This window comes from Pseudomonas fluorescens, assembly GCF_004683905.1.
Taxonomy (GTDB): Bacteria; Pseudomonadota; Gammaproteobacteria; order Pseudomonadales; family Pseudomonadaceae; genus Aquipseudomonas; species Aquipseudomonas putida_A.
This window is the reverse complement of record NZ_CP038438.1, coordinates 2864490-2880180: the sequence shown is the minus strand read 5'-3', so window position 1 is coordinate 2880180 and position 15691 is coordinate 2864490. Positions and strand designations below refer to the sequence as shown.

The following is a 15691-nucleotide window of genomic DNA, read 5'->3' as shown; positions in this document are numbered from 1 at the left end:
GGATCGATGTGTGGCCGCTTACTCTAAACCGTTGAGCGTCTGGCTGGCGAATATCAAAATGTGGGAGCGGGCTTGCTCGCGAAAGCGGTCTGAAATTCAACATCGCTGTCACCTGACACACCGCTTTCGCGAGCAAGCCCGCTCCCACAGGGGATTGGGGGTGTTGGCAGAATCGGATCAGGTCTGGAACCATTCCTGGCGTTCGTTGAAGGTGTGCTGGATCAGTTCGACCAGGGTTTGCACTTCGGCGACGTCCCGGGAATCAGCGTTGACCGCCAGCCATGCCTGCAACTGCATCGGCTCGTCAAACAGCCCCGGCAGCGCAATCAACCCGCGATCGAAACGGCTCATGTACGCCGGCAGCAACCCGATGCAAGCGCTGCAGCGGATCATTTCCAGCATCAGCTCATAGGACTGCATCTGCACCACGCCGGCTAGACGTTGTTCGACCAGTTCATTCCACGGCCGGAAGCTGTCGATCTGCCGGTCGTGCTGCCATTGCACCAGCATGAAATCGCTCAGATCATCGGCACTCGCCGGGCGCGCGGTGACCCGGGAATAGCGTTTGGCGATGTGCGGCAGGTAATCCAGACGCGCCAGGGCCTGCGGCTGACTGGTGGCGAAGGTCGGGCCGGGGCTGGGGGTGTCGCCGTGGGCCAGCCACAGCACCACGTCGGCGCTGACTGCGCGCAAGGCCAACTCGCTGTCCAGCGCAATGATCTCGAGACGCACGCTGGCATTGCGCCGCAGCAACGCGATCAGGTCGCGACCGAGAATGTCATGCAGGATCGATTCGGCTACCGCCAAACGCACCAGTGGCTGCTCGACCACCGGCAGTTTGCGTTCGTGGGCCAGCGCCACCAGTTGCGCCTGCAACTGCTGACCTTCACGGGTCAGGCTCAGGGCGCTGCCCTGAAAGCTGAACAGCGAGTGCTGCAGTTCCTGCTCAAGCTGCGCCAACTGCTTGCGCAGCAAGGTCGAGCGCACGTTGAGGCTGCGCGCCGCCTGCATGAAACAGCCGCAACGGGCACTGACCAGAAAATATTGCGCGACCTCGGCATCGATGGTCGCGGCTTGCGCCAGCCAAGGCTCGCGCTCGCCCTGTGCCCAGCGATAGTCGGGGCTACCCTGTCGTCCTGCGGGTTCGGTGAATGACATCGATGACTCCCTGTCGATCTTTGTATTTTGGAAAACGCCACGGTTCTAATGTGGGAGCGGGCTTGCTCGCGAAGGGGCCATGCCAGCCAACTTGTTTGTTGAAAGACCCACCGCTTTCGCGAGCAAGCCCGCTCCCACCCGGGATCTGCGGTGAATCACCATCAGCGTTTCTCTTCGAGGACCTTGTTCAGCTCAGCCCCATCGATACTCAGCGTCGCGGTATTGAGCATCCCGTCCAGATACGCCTGAGCAATCTGCTCCTGACGTTGCGCACGCAAGGCTTGAGTCAATTGGTCGCGCAGTTCGTCGAGGGTCGCAGTACGTGCCGGTTGCTGTTCAGTGAGTTTGATCACATGGAAGCCGGCCGCGCTCTGCACTGGATCGGACACCGCACCGACCTTCAATTTCGCCACCGCACCCCTTACCTCCGGCACCAGTTGCTGCAACGGTTGCAGCCCGGTGTCGCCGCCGCGTTCGGCGGTCAGGCGATCCTGCGAATACTGAGTCGCCAGCGCGGCAAAATCCCCCGGTGTGCTCTGGGCCTTCTTGCTTAGCTCGGTGGCCTGCTTGCGCACAGCTTCCAGGCTCTGGGCATCCGGCACCGCGAGGAAAATCTGGCTCACCCGATACAACGCCGGAGTCTGCCAGTTGCCCTTGCCAGCGTCATACGCCTGCTGCAACTCGCTCGCACTCGGGTAGTCCGCCGGCACCGTGCTGACCGAGCGCAGGTAATCGCGAAAGACGATCTGCTCAGTGGCCGCGCGGGTTTGCCGCACCACGTCCGGACGCTGTGCCCAGCCCTGAGCGTCGGCCTGTTCCAACACGGCTTTTTCCGCCAACCGCGCACGAATCCAGCGCTCCAGCGCTTCACGGTTGCCGCGCAATTGCTCGCGAGTCGCCGGCGGGACGGTCGCCAGCAGCGCCTGCAACTCCTGCGGCGTCACTTGCTGATTGCCCAACCGCGCCACCGCAGGCCCCGCAGCAACCGCCGCCAACGGCGACGATTGCTGGGCGGCAACCGGGTCAGCACCCGGTCGCAGCACCAGCGCCACGGCTACCACCAACAGCGCCACTGCCCCGGCGCCGATCACCATGGCAGGCTTTTTCACAGCGCGACTTCCTCTTGCTCAGTGGTGGCGACTTTTGCTGTCGAAGCTTGTGCGGCCTGGCTGAAATCACGCAGGTAGACGATGAACTCCTGCAACAGGCGATCCCACAATTCCAGATTGCCGCGCAGGTGATCGTGGCTCACACCGGCCGCCAGCACCACGTCCATCTCCATCACCAGAAACTCGCCCTGCAACGACAACCGCGCAAAACGCCGGGTGGCGTTCCACTGTTCGGCCACGCCCTGTGGCAACTCACCTTGCACCCGCAGCGCGCAGCTGAAAGTGAAATCGACGTAGCTGCCCTGCTCCACCGCCGGGTTGCCGAAACGCACGGCATAACCGATGCCCTGACTGGCGCTGAGCAACTGCACGATGCCGTTCTGTTCGGTCTGGTTGACGCGATAACCGGCCGCTTGCAGGACGTCGGTCAGGGATTGTGGGGACACATGGCTGATCAATTGAGTCATGACTTCTTCCTTGTTGGTAAATCAGTGTGCGAGCGCGGCTTGTGGCGCGTCGAATTGAGTCTTGTACAGCTCGTCACCGAACCCCTGGGCCAACTCATCGAACTTGACCCGGGCACTACCCGCAAAGGGCTGGCGGATCTTCATCACCTCGGCCACATCGATGTTTTCGTAGGCGCTGAGGATCTGCTTGGCGACGCCATACATCTGCTGATTCTTGACTGAACATTGCTGCACTTGTGTGTCACGTTCAGCCAATTGCGCTTGAAGCTTAGACCGTTCTGCCTCTTTGGCACGGGCCATGACCAGCAACTCGTCGTAGGCCTTCTTGAACTTGCCGACCTGTTCGCTGCTGGCGGCGACTTGCGCTTGCGCCTGGTTGTGCAGGTTCTGCTGCTGGCCGGCCAACTGCTCGGCGACGCCTTTGGCCTTGGCCAGTTCGGCGGTCAATTGCTTGATCTGCGCCTGCGCAGCCTTGGCTTCGTTCTGCGCCGCCAGTTGCGCGGCGCTGGCTTGGGCCTGCTGGCTCTGCAGGGTCTGCAACTGCTGGGTGGTGCTGCGCAACTGGGTGCGCAGACGCTCCTCCATGCCTTCGGCGTGCGCGCCTTGTGCGATGAAAAAACTCAGCCCCAACAGAAAAACTCGTGCGTGCATGACCGTACTCCCGGCGCCTTAGAAGCGCGTGTTGATCTCAAGCTGCAAGACGTCGATGTCGAACGGCGCGCCGTACACCGCCTCGGTGCTCAGCCAGCGGCCGGTGGCGTAGACGTTCTTCGCCAGACCGTAATTGCCGCCGAGGAAATAGCCCTTGGCGTTGGTGCCGCCGAGGTGGAACGAGGAATCGTTGAAGCCGTCGGGCAAGGCGTCCGGCTGGATGTACTTGTAGCCGGCGAACATATTCCAGTCGCCCTGCTTCTTCAGGTCCAGCGCGTTGCCGAGGGTGAACTGCACCATCCACGCATTGGCGCCGCTTTCGATCTCGCCGTTGCTGTTGAGGTTGTTGACGATCTGCCCCTCGGCGCGCTTGCGCATGTCGCCTTCGTCGTAACCGAGGTTGTGGATGTAGTTGCCCTGGCTGCGCAGCTTGAAGTCCTCTGGCAGATCGGCATCCCACACCAGGTTCAGGTCGAGCAGGTTGAACTCCGACGCCAGGCCGACGAATTGCGGCTGCGGCGTGGTGGTCGGGTTGGCCGGGTTCGGCGTGATGTCGCGCAGCAGGAACACGCTGTTGCCCTTCTGCATGAACGCCGCACGGGTGCCATCGGTGTCGCAGCCCGGGGCGCCGGCCCACGGTGCGCAAGGACTGGAGCGTTGGCCTTGAATGTCGTCGAAGCGGTAGTAGGCCAACGCACCCTTGAGGCGGTTGTTGCTGTTGATCGCCCACTTGGCGCCGAGCTGCGCGCCGTACAGCCACTTGTTGTCGCTTTCTTCCTTGTCGAAACCGTTGCTGGTGGTGGTGTCGTTGGTGTAATCCACCGGGAACGCGCCGACGGTGCCGAACACGCCCCAGTCGCGGTTGAGCTTGTGGTCGAAAATCGCCGCCACGCCGTCGAAATTCAGGTCGTTGGAATACAGCATGTCGGTAGACATGAACGGGTTGGCGAAGCGCCCGCCGGTCAGGGTCAGCTCATCGGTCGGCTTCCAGTTCAGGTAGCCCTGATCGAGCCAGATGTCTTTCTTGGCAAACCCGCCGCCGAGGTTCTGCGTGGTCGACACCGGGTTGTTGTCCGAGCCGGTGCCGATGCGGATGCCGGCGGTCCATTCCGGCGAGATCACCGCTTTCATGCCCAGCCGTGCGCGCAGGCGGAACTGGTTGGTGCGGTCTTCACGGGTGTTGAGCAACGGCGGCAGACTGGTGCTGCTGTTGGGGTTCACGTCGTACGGACCGTTGTTGTTGAGTTTGGCGAAGTCGACGATTTCGTTGCTGTTGCTGCCCGAGTAGTAGCGCGATTCATCGCGCAGGCGGATGTCGCCATCGAAGCTGATACGCGACGCCCAGTCCGGGAAGGTGTTGGGCGCTGCCCAGTTTTCCTGCTTGGCGGTGGCCATGACCTCGGCCTTGACCTGATCGCGGATCTGGTCGCGCACCGCGGCGGGCACGTACTGCACGCGCACATCGCCCGGTGCGGCCACCGGACCGGCTGCGACCGCTGTCGAAGCCGCTGCCTGCTTGGCCTGGGCGGCTTCGTTCTGCGCCTGGGCGATCAGCGCGTCAGCCTTGTCCTGTTTCAGAATGCCCTGCTCGACCAGCAAGCGGATCAGATTGATCGTGGCGTTCTCCGAGGGCGCAGGCGCTGCCGCTGCCTGCCCGACCAGGGTCGCGATGACCATGCCGACCGCCAGGGACAATCGATTCACGTTGGAAATCATCTGCACACAACTCCTTTTCATACAGCTTTATGAATTCGGTTAACCCGGACGCCGCCCTTGCAGGGACAGGCGCACAGGCAAAGTGATGGAGGCCGGTGGCCGTTCGCTCAGATGGGGCGCGTTACGCAATGCGGCCAGCACCTGAGTGTCGATCTCGGGCTTGCCGCTGGACTTGACCAGCTCGACCCGGGTGATTTCGCCGACGCTGCTCAGCCACACATCGGCCTCCAGCGAGAATGCGAGGTTGCGCAGATCGGGGTTCTCGCGCAGCAAGCGCTGAAAAGTGAACGCGAGGAACTGGCTGTAAGTGCCGGTGCCCAGGCGTCCGCCACCCGCACCGGCCATGCCGCCACCCTTGCCGGCGCCGATGTTGAACGCGTCGTTGCCACTCTGCGCGTCGCCGTCCATTTGCATCGGGTTGGCCAGATCGTCCGCCGGCGATGGCGGCGCCTCTTCCTCGGGCTTGACCTCTTGCGGCTCGGGCGTGGGTTCGGGCTCGATGACTTTTTCTTCCACCGGGGTTTCCGGCTCCGGTGGTTTTTCCGGAGGTGGCGGCGGCGGTGGCGGCAACGGAATGATCGTCGGCACCTTCGGCGCTTCACGGCGCACGCCGCTCATGTCATTGGCCCACTGCCACAGGAACCACGCGGCGAGCGCACCGAGCAGCAGCCCGGCGCCCCACTTTACAAAGCGCATCGGCGACCTTTTCACCGGCAAGGGCTCGATCGGAAGTTGTGCGGTCATCACTCAGCCCTGCGTCGGTTTGCCGGTCACCAGACCGACCTGAGACAGTTCGAGCCGGCGCAACAGATCCAGCACTTCAATGACCTTCTGGTACTGCACCGTGGCGTCGCCGCGCACGATCACCGGGAAGTCCGGGCTCTGCGCCTTCTCGATACGCAGGCGTTCCTCCAGCTCGGCCAGGGTCACCGGGTAGGCGTCGAGGAACACCTGACCGCCGTCGTTGACCGAAATCGCCTTGGTCTTGGCTTCCGACAGCGACACCGAGGCGCTGGCCTTGGGCAGGTTGATCTGGATCCCGGAGACCTGCGCGGTGGCGGTGAGGATGAACATCACCAGCACCACCATCAGCACGTCGACCAATGGGGTGATGTTGATGCTGTCCACCGCTGCATCTTCGTCATCGTCGTGGGAGGCATTTACGGACGCCATGGCAGTGCTCCTCAGGCCGGTACGGAGTGGTTGGCGTGATGGCCGCGCTGATGCGCCGCTTCGCTGGACTGGCCTTCGCCGTGCATCTCCGCCAGACGCGTGATGAACTCGTCGACGAACACGCGCATGTCGGCGCTGACTTCCCTGTTGCGGGTGATCAGGCGGTTGTAGCCAAACAGCGCCGGAATCGCGACGAACAGGCCCATGGCGGTGGCGAGCAATGCGGCGGCCATGCCGGGCGCGATGGCGTTGATATTGACGTCGCCGGCCATGGCGGTGCCGAGGAACACCACCATGATCCCCAGCACGGTGCCGAGCAGGCCGATGTACGGGCCGCCGGCGATGGCGTTGGACAGGGTCGAAAGTTTCGAGCTGAGCGCCTGGTTCTCACGGGTACGCACGCCGTCCATCGAGCAGCGGATCGCTTCGATGGTTGCCGCCGACACCGAAGAGGTATCGGCGCCCTGCTCGCGGCGGGTACGGATTTCCTTGACCGCCACCGCGTACAGGCGCCACAGCGGCGAATGCTGCAGACGCTGGGCGAGTTGCGCGTCGTCGGCGAACATCTCCAGGCGCGTACCGACCTTGGCGAATTGCTCGCGGAAATCCTCGTTGGCCTTGCTCACGCGGCTGAGGGTGCGGTTCTTGCGCAGCATGATGATCCACGACTGGAACATCATCAGCACCAGCACGGCGATGATCACCCAGGCGTCGACCGGCACCGCATTGAGCAGGAAACCGAGGCTGCCGAAACCGAAACCGGACTGTTCTTCATCGACGCCGTAGGCCACCAGTTTCGACTCCGCGCCTTGCGAGGTGGCGTCGGCCAGCAGCAACGGCGCGGGACGCGCGACTTTCGACAGGCGCAGTTCGTCGATGGCGCCCACGAACGGTTGGAACGGGCCAGCGGTCAGATCGCCGCCAATCGCCATCACCGAATTGAACGCCGGCATCGCTTGAGCGAGGGACGCGCCCTCACGACCGTTAATGTACAAGCTGACTTTCGAACCTTCGGCGGTCAGCGCGACGTGCTGCCATTGGCCCGGATTCAGCGGCTGAGTGGCCACGGCGCGCTGGCCGTCGATCTCCACAAACGGCACACCTTGATTGACCCCGACCAGCAGGCTGTTGGCGCCTTCGCGGCGGGCAAGGATCAGTTGCTCGCCATTGGCCTGATCCAGACGCAGCCAGGCGCTGAAGGTGAACGCACTGCCGGCGCTGTGCTGCAACGACGGACTGGCCGGCAGCAGCAACGGCTGGCCGCTGAACTGCAAGGCGCGCCCGACCACGCCGTCAATCGCCGCGCCGGTGGCGCTTTGCGCGGTGTTGCCGTAGGCGGTGGTGTCCTTGGCCGGGGTGCCGGTGGCGCCGTCGAAGTGATACAGCGCGGTGTAATTCGGATCGAACGTCAACTGGCCGTTGCCGGTGGCCGGGGCCTTCTGATTGCCGTAGTACATCCAGATGTCCTGACGCTGGCCGCCCTCGACATTCGGCACATCGACCCAGATCAGCGCCATGCCCATCAGCGCATCGAAGCTTTCGATCTGGTGGTTAAGCACGGTCTTGTCATCGGCGGCGACGAAGCGCAAATCCGCGCCGTCTTCCTTGACCCCGTCGAAGGTGAAGTTGCCGGTGTGCAGGCGCACCAGCAGCGCGGTGCGGCCGAGGGCCTGATTGATCCCGGCGCCCTGCGGCGTGGTGTCGACGGCAATCTGTTTGCGGTAATGCCAGTCGTCCTGCCACCAGGCCTGCGCCGTGGCCGGGAGCACGAAGCCCAGGCAGATCAACAACGAAAGAATGAGGCGCTGCATGAACGTGCTCCTTTAGAAAGTGGCTTGAAGGTTGAAGTGCAGGCGCGACTCCTGCTTCGAGGTGTTCGGCCCTTCGAGTAACGGGTAGCCCCAGTCGAGGCTGCCGGACAGCCATTTGCTCAGGCTGGCGCGGGTGCCGAGGCCGACGCTGGCCAGGGCGTAACTGGCGTCCTGGTCCGGCAGTTCGTCGCGCAGGTACAGTTGCGCGCCTTCGGCAAAGGCGTAGAAGCGCCATTCCTGCATCCAGCTGCCGGCGTATTTCGCCAGCGACGGGGTGCGCAGTTCCTGACTGAGCAGCACGCCGTCATCGCCGGTGCGCTCGGCCGCCAGATAGCCGCGCACCGAGGTCGCGCCGCCAGCGGAAAACTGTTCGTTGGAGACCAGTGGCCCCGACGCCAGCTGGAACGCGCCTTTGCTCGCGCTCTGCCAGTCGTTGTCGAAAGTCCAGGTGAAATTGCTGTCGCCCTTGAGCACGGCGAAACTCGGGTTGGCCCGGTAGCGTTTGTAGTCGAAGTCTTCGTCGGAGCTGCCGTAACCGAAAATGCTGCGGGTGGCTGCGACCAGGCTCAGGCCGAGTCCAAGCTGACTTTTTTCGGTGTAGCGGAAACCGTTGTAGGCGAAGGTGAACGGCGCGTATTTCAGCGGCACCTTGTCGCTCTCGCCGGACAGGGTCAGGCGTTCGTCGAAGTCCTTGAAGTCGATACCGGCCGACAGCGAGTTCGACCAGCTGCCACTGGACGGCAACGTGTAGATCGCCGACACCCCGTAGGAATGGCCCTTGCCCAGCACATTGCTGCCGCCGATGGTGGCGACGTTGCTGTCGGACTGATAACCGGAGAACTGCACGCTCCAGCGCTCGCTCAACGGCGCTGTGTAGGAAGCCGACCAGACCTTGGCGTTGTCGGTGTCCTGCGGTGCGGTGAAGTACGTCAGGTTGATGCTGTGGCCGAGTTGCCAGAGGTTGTTGTAGCCGAGGCTGGTCACGGCGCGCAGTTTCTCGGTGTCGGCGCTGTAATCGTTGTTGAGGCCGACGCTGGCGCTCCACGGGTTCTGGTCTTCGACCTGCAAATCGACGTCCATGGTGCCGGGGCGTTGACCTTCGCGCACCAACGGCATGACCTGGCGGCCCGGGGTTTTATTGAGCTGCGCCAGTTCGCCCTGAACCTTGGCGAAGTCCGGCACCTCGCCCTCTTTTAGCGCCGGGACGTTGTCGCGGATGTCCAGCGGCGAATAGTGTTTGGCGCCGACCACACGCACCCGGCCGACCTTGGTTTCGCTGACTTGAAGATAGACGATGCCGTCCGCCACCGCTTGCTCCGGCAGTTCGACGAACACCGATTGGTAGCCGCGCTGCTGATAAGCCTTCTGCAAGGCATCGCGGGCGCCTTCGATGTCAGTCATGGCTTTTTGCGGGCCGAGAAACGGGTACACCGCCTCTTCAATTGCTCGGGCGTCGAGCACGGTGTTGCCGCGCACGAAGTATTCGTTGACGTCCACCAGACGTTGCGGCGCTACGCTTTCGGCGGCCTCTTCGGCGAATGCCGGTTGCGCGCCGGCCGTCACCAGCAGCCAGCCCCACAGCGCCAGCCGTGACGTGAAAATCTGATCCACACTACCCCCTGAATTCGCGATGACCTGGTGGCGCTGTTGCGCGCCTTGTGTGTTGCGTCAGTTGCTGACTGTCGAGGCACCGCTGTGCTTGCCGAGCCAGGTGTGCAGCAGCGCGAAGTTCAACGAGAACTCGGGCATTTGCAGCAAGGCACCGCAGAACACTTCGCCGATGATTTTCTGGATGAGCTGCACCGCACGCGGGTTGTTGAGCAGCGTGGCGATGTCGCGACTGAGGACGTTGAAGCTCCAGACTTTCTGGTTCAGGCCAAGACCGACGAACCAGCGGAACAGCAGGTTGTAATTGAGCTGTTCATACAGTTGCTGCTCGCTGGGCACCGAATACAGCAGTTGCAGGAGCAGGATGTGCATGACGGTTTGCGCGGGGATGAGCATGCCGGGCTCGGCATTGAGTTCGTGCAACAGGCCTTGATGGGCGTCGAGCAAGTCATCGATCTGCGGGCGCAGCAACACCAGCGAATGGCCGGGCGGAATGTAGCTGGAGACCTCTTTCAAGGCGCCCTGCCAGTCATCCTGCGACACGATCCAGACCCACGGCGCGCCGTAGCGATATACCGAAACCGGCTTCTTGCGCGCGGCCTCGACGATCTTCGACAGGCGCTGATCGAGCTCCTGCATGCCCACTTTCGAGTAGCGTTCCATAGTCCCCATTGCCTCACTCCCGGCGTCCCGCCTCGGCTTGTGAAAAGCGCCCCGTTGGGCCCCTCAAGCGCGTTACATAGGCATGACCGGACTGGCTATGTGCTACCGAACTTTTGTCATAAAAGCTTCATTACAGAAATTGATCGGGATTTGACAGACAACACAAAACCCTGTGGGAGCGGGCTTGCTCGCGAATGCGGTGTGCCAGTCAAATAGATGCTGACTGACAGGACGCTTTCGCGAGCAAGCCCGCTCCCACAGGGGTATCTGAGGTGTTTTTGGGTCAGGTGTAGACCGGCCAGGTGTCGACAATCTTGCCGCCACGCACCGCCAGCAGATCACCGAATTGCAGGAGGACGGCTTCAGTCTGGGTCGGGCGCAGGAACACTTGATCTTCGATGGTCAGGCCCACGGCGTTGGAGCCGTTGACCATCTCCTGATTCGAACTGCGCCCGTACACCCCATTGCTCAGCAACCCTGGCGGCGATTCGAACTCGGCCATCCAGTTGCCGCCGTAGATGAAAAAAGTCTGCCGCTGGTTGGTGTCCCACCACGAGAACAAAGTCGACTTGTCATCCAGCGCCGGGATATTCACCGCACCAGTGCTTTTCAGTACCGGCGTGGCGATGTAGGTCGCCGGCACGTGGTCAACCAGCGACGGCAGGTCGTAATGCGTCGGTTTGAGCATCGCCGTGCCCACCGACACCTCAGTGCTCAGTTTCTCGTTTTCGTGGATGCGGTAACTCGGGCTGCCGGCGGTGTTCAGGCACAGGTTTTCGTTCCACAACGCCGGATACTGCTGGCGGGTGAAATCCACGCAGCGCTGATAAATCACCATGACCTTGGCGAACAGTTCCTCGGGCGAACCGAGAATCCCCGGCACGCCCATGCCCACGAACGGGTCGTAGCCCATGAACCCGGCGAACTGCAGATGCTGCGGATTGGCGCTGATCAGCATGAGCATCTGCCCCAGCACATTCACATCACTGACCCCGCCGCGATGCAGGCCGACATCCAGTTCGATGTTGATGCGCATCCGCGTGCCCAGCCCTTGCGCCAACGCCAGGTATTGCTGCAGCCGTACAGGCCCGTCGAGCAGCCATTGCAGTTGCCTGGAAGGATCGAACGGGCCTTTGTGAGTCTGATAAAACAGCTCGGCCGAACGCACCGGCAACGGCTTGCCGAGCAGGATGTCGGACTGCGGAAACGCTACAGCATCGTGATTGAGAAACGGCTGGTGAAACGACATGAGTTTTTGTGTCCCGGCCCGTTGCGCGATGTAGCTCAACAAGCCCGGCGACGGCAGGGATTTTTCCACCAGACGCAATTGCTTGCCGCCGCGTTTGAGCGACTGCACCACCACGTCGATGTTGTGATCGAGGCGATCCAGATCGATCAACAACACCGGGCGCATCGGGCCGTTGTCCTTCAATTCTTTATTCAGCGCGCAAAAATACTCACTGTACGGGCCGCCACGATCACCCGGTCGCAGCCAGGCGCCCACGCCCACTAACAAAGCGCCGACACCCAGCGTGCCGAGGAGAAAATTGCGTCGATTGACCGCCATCAGCTCACCCCCAGAATCGACGACAGATGCGCATTGAGAAAGCGTCCGCTCGGGTCCAGCGCCTGACGTACGTCGACAAACTCGCGCCAGCGCGGATACAGCGGTTGCAGATTCTTCGCGTTGAGCGTGTGTAACTTGCCCCAGTGCGGGCGGCCGTTGTACTTCCAGAAGATCGGCTCGACCGCGGCGAAGAAGTTGTGGTGATCCATCTGGTAATGCTGGTGCACCGAGATCGAACAGCTGTCGCGGCCCTCGAACATGCTCAGCGGAATGTCGTCGGCCTTGACGTAGCGGTACTCGATGGGAAACCAGGTGCGCAGGTCCTTGTCCTGAATCAGCTTGAGGATTTCCCGCAGACAGGCCGGGCCGTGTTCGGCGGGCACCGAGTATTCCATCTCGTTGAAGCGCACGGTGCGCACATTGGCGTAGATGTCGAACGAGTCGCCGACCCGGTCATTGAAACTCGCCAGATGCCGCAGGCTGTTGAGCAGCGTGCGGCGCAGCTCGGGGAAATCGCTGCCGTATTTGTCGATCTTCTCGATCAGGGTCACGAACTCATTGCCGCCCTCCTCTTCGGGTGGGATCGGCGGCGTGGCCGGGTCGCTGGTTTCGTTGAGGGCGATGGACAGCGCGTAGTCGGAATGGGTGACGACGAGCATTTCCCAGTGCTGGTTTTCCCGGGTGTTTTTGTCGAGGTCTTCCAGCAGCTCTTCGGTCTTGGCGATCCACTGGCGTTCGCGCAGGCGGTAGGCCGGGCGATTTTGCAGACGGATTCTGGTGGCCACGCCAAGAGCGCCGAGCGAAACGCGAGCCGCGTTGAATACTTCAGGGTGACGCTGGCTGTCGCAGTCCAGCACCTCGCCGTCGGCCGTCACCAGTTGCAGGCCGCAGACATGCGCCGAGTACGACTGAAAGGTTTTCCCGGTGCCGTGGGTCGAGGTGGAAATTGCCCCGGCGAGAGTCTGGTAATCGATATCGGCCATGTTCTGCAGGGCCTGGCCGACGTCCTTCAGCGGCACGCCCATGCGCGACATTGGCATACCGGCGCCGAATTCGGCCTGCAGGGTGTTCGGATCGTGGTCGAGCAGCCCGGTGAAGTAGCTCAGCGACAGCAAAGTGCCGTCGGTGGGCACCAGTGCGCTGAACGAATGCGCGGAACCGACCGGGCGGATTTTGCCCTGAGCCTGACGAATCGCAGCACTTAGTTCATCAAGATTCTTCGGCGCCAGCCGCGCCGCCGGCAGGCAACTCTGCCCGCCCGACCAGTTGCGCCAGGGAATCAGTCGCGGGGCGCGCATCAATTGCCCCAGCGCGGGGTTGGCCGCCAGTGCACTGAACGCGCCGACGATGCTTGCCCGTTGCAACAACTGACGCCGTGTCAGATCCATACTCATGCGCGCGCCCTTATTGTGGGAGGGGCTGGTCGGCCATGAAGCCGATCAGTTGCAGGAATTGTTCTTCGCTGCACTCGACGCACTGGCCCATTGGCGGCATGCCGTTGTAGCCGTTGATGGCGTGGTCGAGCAGCGTGTCGGCGCCCTGGCGGATGCGTGGTTCCCAGGCTTTTCGGTCACCGGTCAATGGTGCGTTGGCGGCGGGATTGGCGTGACAGAGCTGGCAGCTGTTGGCGTAGATCTGCGCCAGTGCCGGGTCGGTGGGAGTAGCATTGAGAGTGGTCGCCGGCGGTGCGGATTTTTCGTCGCAGCCGCACAGCGTCATCATCAGCGCCAGCAGTAAAGTGAGTGGGATTGCCCGCATAACGATCCTCGAGGGTGGCATCGCTTTTTGTTGTGATCACACCTTAAGGCAGGCACGGCAGCGGGTTGAGGGCATTGCCGGACAACGATGGGGCCAACCGGGGCCAGTAGAGAGTGTTCAGGCCACCCCATTCAACTGTGGGAGCGGGCTTGCTCGCGAATGCGGTGTGTCAGCAATGAGGATGTCAGTTGAAAGGACGCATTCGCGAGCAAGCCCGCTCCCACATTGGATTTCATAAACCAGTCAGAGCTCTGTTCCGCATCTCTGCGTGACATTCGCGTGACATTGGCGGGTTTAAATATCGGCGCATTCAGGCGTATAACCTGTAAAGACTTTTTGATCTGTATACGGACATCAACACGGGGTAGCGACATGACCACAGCAAACATCCTTGGCAATCTGTTCCCTTCTGTCAGCGACATCCCGGAAAAATACCGCCTCGACGGTCAGGTCGAGCAACGCGAATACCTCGTCGATGGCCAACTGCGGCGCTGGGACGGCCCACTCGCCACCGTGCGCAGCCCGGTGTATCTGCACGGCGAAAACGGCGATGAACAAGTGATTCTCGGCAGCACCCCGCTGCTCGACGCCGACACCGCCCTCACCGCCCTCGACGCCGCCGTGCGCGCCTACGATCGTGGTCAGGGCCTGTGGCCGACCATGCGCGTGGCCGAACGCATCCAGCACGTCGAAGCGTTCCTCGGCCGGATGCGCCAGCAGCGCGAAGCCGTGGTCAAGCTGCTGATGTGGGAGATCGGCAAGAACCTCAAGGACTCGGAAAAAGAGTTCGACCGCACCTGCGACTACATCGTCGACACCATCAATGCACTGAAAGAACTCGACCGTCGCTCCAGCCGTTTCGAACTGGAACAGGACACCCTCGGCCAGATCCGCCGCGTGCCGCTCGGCGTGGCACTGTGCATGGGGCCTTACAACTATCCGCTGAACGAAACCTTCACCACGCTGATTCCGGCGCTGATCATGGGCAACACCGTGGTGTTCAAACCGGCCAAGCTCGGCGTGTTGCTGATCCGCCCGTTGCTCGAAGCGTTCCGCGACAGTTTCCCGAGCGGCGTGATCAACGTGATCTACGGCAGCGGCCGCGAAACCGTCAGCGCACTGATGGCCAGCGGCAAGATCGACATCTTCGCCTTCATCGGCACCAACAAGGCCGCCAGCGACCTGAAAAAACTGCACCCGAAACCACACCGCTTGCGCGCCGCGCTGGGCCTGGATGCGAAGAACCCCGGCATCGTCCTGCCGGAAGTCGATCTGGATAATGCGGTCAGCGAAGCGGTCACCGGTTCGCTGTCGTTCAACGGCCAACGCTGCACCGCGCTGAAGATCCTTTTTGTGCATGAGGACGTGGTCGATGCCTTCATCGAAAAATTCAACGCCAAACTCGCCACGCTCAAGCCGGGCATGCCGTGGGACAGCGGCGTGGCGCTGACGCCGCTGCCGGAGTCGGGCAAGGTCGACTACCTGCACGGTCTGGTGGCCGACGCGCAGAGCAAGGGCGCACAAGTGGTCAACCCGAATGGCGGCGAGAGTCGCGAGTCGTTCTTCTACCCCGCCGTGTTGTACCCGGTGACGCCGCAGATGCGCGTGTACAACGAAGAACAGTTCGGCCCGGTGGTGCCGATCGTGCCGTACCGTCACCTCGATACCGTGATCGATTACGTGCTGGAATCGGACTTCGGCCAGCAACTGAGCCTGTTCGGCACCAACCCGGTGGCGATCGGTCGACTGGTCGACACTTTCGCCAACCAGGTCGGGCGGATCAACCTCAACGCCCAGTGCCAGCGCGGCCCGGACACCTACCCGTTCAACGGGCGCAAGAACTCCGCCGAAGGCACGCTGTCGGTACACGATGCCCTGCGGGTGTTTTCGATCCGCACACTGGTGGCAACCAAGTTCCAGGACAGCAACAAGGATCTGATCAGCGAAATCATTCGCGGCCGCGATTCGAGCTTCCTGACCACCGACTACATCTTCTGACGAGGACTTTGC

The 15691-nt window shown here is 62.3% G+C and carries 14 protein-coding genes; 1 reads left to right on the top strand and 13 read right to left on the bottom strand.

Going from position 1 to position 15691, the window contains the following annotated elements; translation table 11 throughout:
* Positions 1-177: 177 nt before the first annotated feature.
* From E4T63_RS13140 to E4T63_RS13080, 13 genes are all read right to left on the bottom strand, one after another.
* Positions 178-1158, bottom strand: a complete 981-nt coding sequence (locus E4T63_RS13140) for a LysR family transcriptional regulator (protein ID WP_135295693.1) — start codon at positions 1156-1158, stop codon at positions 178-180.
* A 161-nt stretch (positions 1159-1319) separates the two neighbouring features.
* Positions 1320-2267 carry a peptidylprolyl isomerase gene (locus E4T63_RS13135; protein ID WP_134786271.1) on the bottom strand — a complete coding sequence of 316 codons (948 nt, stop codon included), beginning with the start codon at positions 2265-2267 and terminating at the stop codon, positions 1320-1322.
* Positions 2264-2734 carry a YbjN domain-containing protein gene (locus E4T63_RS13130; protein WP_134786270.1) on the bottom strand — a complete coding sequence of 157 codons (471 nt, stop codon included), beginning with the start codon at positions 2732-2734 and terminating at the stop codon, positions 2264-2266. Before E4T63_RS13130 ends, E4T63_RS13135 begins: the two co-directional genes overlap by 4 nt.
* Positions 2735-2755: 21 nt before the next feature.
* Complete coding sequence (locus E4T63_RS13125) at positions 2756-3385, bottom strand: DNA repair protein (RefSeq protein ID WP_134786269.1); 630 nt, start codon at positions 3383-3385, stop codon at positions 2756-2758.
* An 18-nt stretch (positions 3386-3403) separates the two neighbouring features.
* Entirely contained in the window at positions 3404-5101 is a 1698-nt protein-coding gene (locus E4T63_RS13120) for a putative porin (RefSeq protein WP_135295692.1), read from the bottom strand.
* Positions 5102-5140: 39 nt separating this feature from the next.
* A complete protein-coding gene (locus E4T63_RS13115) occupies positions 5141-5845 on the bottom strand; it encodes an energy transducer TonB family protein (RefSeq protein ID WP_135295691.1) in 705 nt (234 codons plus the stop codon).
* Between the two features lie 3 nt (positions 5846-5848).
* Complete coding sequence (locus E4T63_RS13110; RefSeq protein WP_003224462.1) at positions 5849-6274, bottom strand: ExbD/TolR family protein; 426 nt, start codon at positions 6272-6274, stop codon at positions 5849-5851.
* Positions 6275-6285: 11 nt separating this feature from the next.
* Positions 6286-8085 (bottom strand): DUF2341 domain-containing protein, encoded by a 1800-nt coding sequence (locus E4T63_RS13105; protein ID WP_135295690.1) that lies wholly within the window; start codon positions 8083-8085, stop codon positions 6286-6288.
* 12 nt (positions 8086-8097) lie between these two features.
* Positions 8098-9696, bottom strand: coding sequence for a ShlB/FhaC/HecB family hemolysin secretion/activation protein (locus E4T63_RS13100; protein WP_135295689.1), 1599 nt, complete (start codon positions 9694-9696; stop codon positions 8098-8100).
* A 57-nt stretch (positions 9697-9753) separates the two neighbouring features.
* On the bottom strand, positions 9754-10365 hold the full coding sequence (locus E4T63_RS13095) for a transposase (RefSeq protein WP_007969141.1): 612 nt from the start codon (positions 10363-10365) through the stop codon (positions 9754-9756).
* Positions 10366-10639: 274 nt separating this feature from the next.
* Positions 10640-11848 carry a DSD1 family PLP-dependent enzyme gene (locus E4T63_RS13090; RefSeq protein ID WP_167797096.1) on the bottom strand — a complete coding sequence of 403 codons (1209 nt, stop codon included), beginning with the start codon at positions 11846-11848 and terminating at the stop codon, positions 10640-10642.
* Positions 11849-11922: 74 nt separating this feature from the next.
* Positions 11923-13251: a D-arabinono-1,4-lactone oxidase gene (locus E4T63_RS13085; RefSeq protein ID WP_167797095.1), complete on the bottom strand. Its 1329-nt coding sequence runs from the start codon at positions 13249-13251 to the stop codon at positions 11923-11925.
* A 76-nt stretch (positions 13252-13327) separates the two neighbouring features.
* Entirely contained in the window at positions 13328-13681 is a 354-nt protein-coding gene (locus tag E4T63_RS13080) for a c-type cytochrome (protein ID WP_135295686.1), read from the bottom strand.
* Between the two features lie 372 nt (positions 13682-14053).
* Here E4T63_RS13080 and E4T63_RS13075 point away from each other — a divergent pair, with 372 nt between their 5' ends.
* A complete protein-coding gene (locus tag E4T63_RS13075) occupies positions 14054-15679 on the top strand; it encodes an NADP-dependent glyceraldehyde-3-phosphate dehydrogenase (protein ID WP_098963892.1) in 1626 nt (541 codons plus the stop codon).
* The last annotated feature ends 12 nt before the right edge of the window (positions 15680-15691 follow it).

Bases quoted from the DNA above. Each gene is read 5' to 3' on its own strand.
- E4T63_RS13140 (WP_135295693.1), bottom strand. From the start codon at position 1,158: ATGTCATTCACCGAACCCGCAGGACGACAGGGTAGCCCCGACTATCGC.
- E4T63_RS13130 (WP_134786270.1), bottom strand. From the start codon at position 2,734: ATGACTCAATTGATCAGCCATGTGTCCCCACAATCCCTGACCGACGTC.
- E4T63_RS13125 (WP_134786269.1), bottom strand. From the start codon at position 3,385: ATGCACGCACGAGTTTTTCTGTTGGGGCTGAGTTTTTTCATCGCACAA.
- E4T63_RS13120 (WP_135295692.1), bottom strand. From the start codon at position 5,101: ATGATTTCCAACGTGAATCGATTGTCCCTGGCGGTCGGCATGGTCATC.
- E4T63_RS13115 (WP_135295691.1), bottom strand. From the start codon at position 5,845: ATGACCGCACAACTTCCGATCGAGCCCTTGCCGGTGAAAAGGTCGCCG.
- E4T63_RS13110 (WP_003224462.1), bottom strand. From the start codon at position 6,274: ATGGCGTCCGTAAATGCCTCCCACGACGATGACGAAGATGCAGCGGTG.
- E4T63_RS13105 (WP_135295690.1), bottom strand. From the start codon at position 8,085: ATGCAGCGCCTCATTCTTTCGTTGTTGATCTGCCTGGGCTTCGTGCTC.
- E4T63_RS13095 (WP_007969141.1), bottom strand. From the start codon at position 10,365: ATGGGGACTATGGAACGCTACTCGAAAGTGGGCATGCAGGAGCTCGAT.
- E4T63_RS13080 (WP_135295686.1), bottom strand. From the start codon at position 13,681: ATGCGGGCAATCCCACTCACTTTACTGCTGGCGCTGATGATGACGCTG.
- E4T63_RS13075 (WP_098963892.1), top strand. From the start codon at position 14,054: ATGACCACAGCAAACATCCTTGGCAATCTGTTCCCTTCTGTCAGCGAC.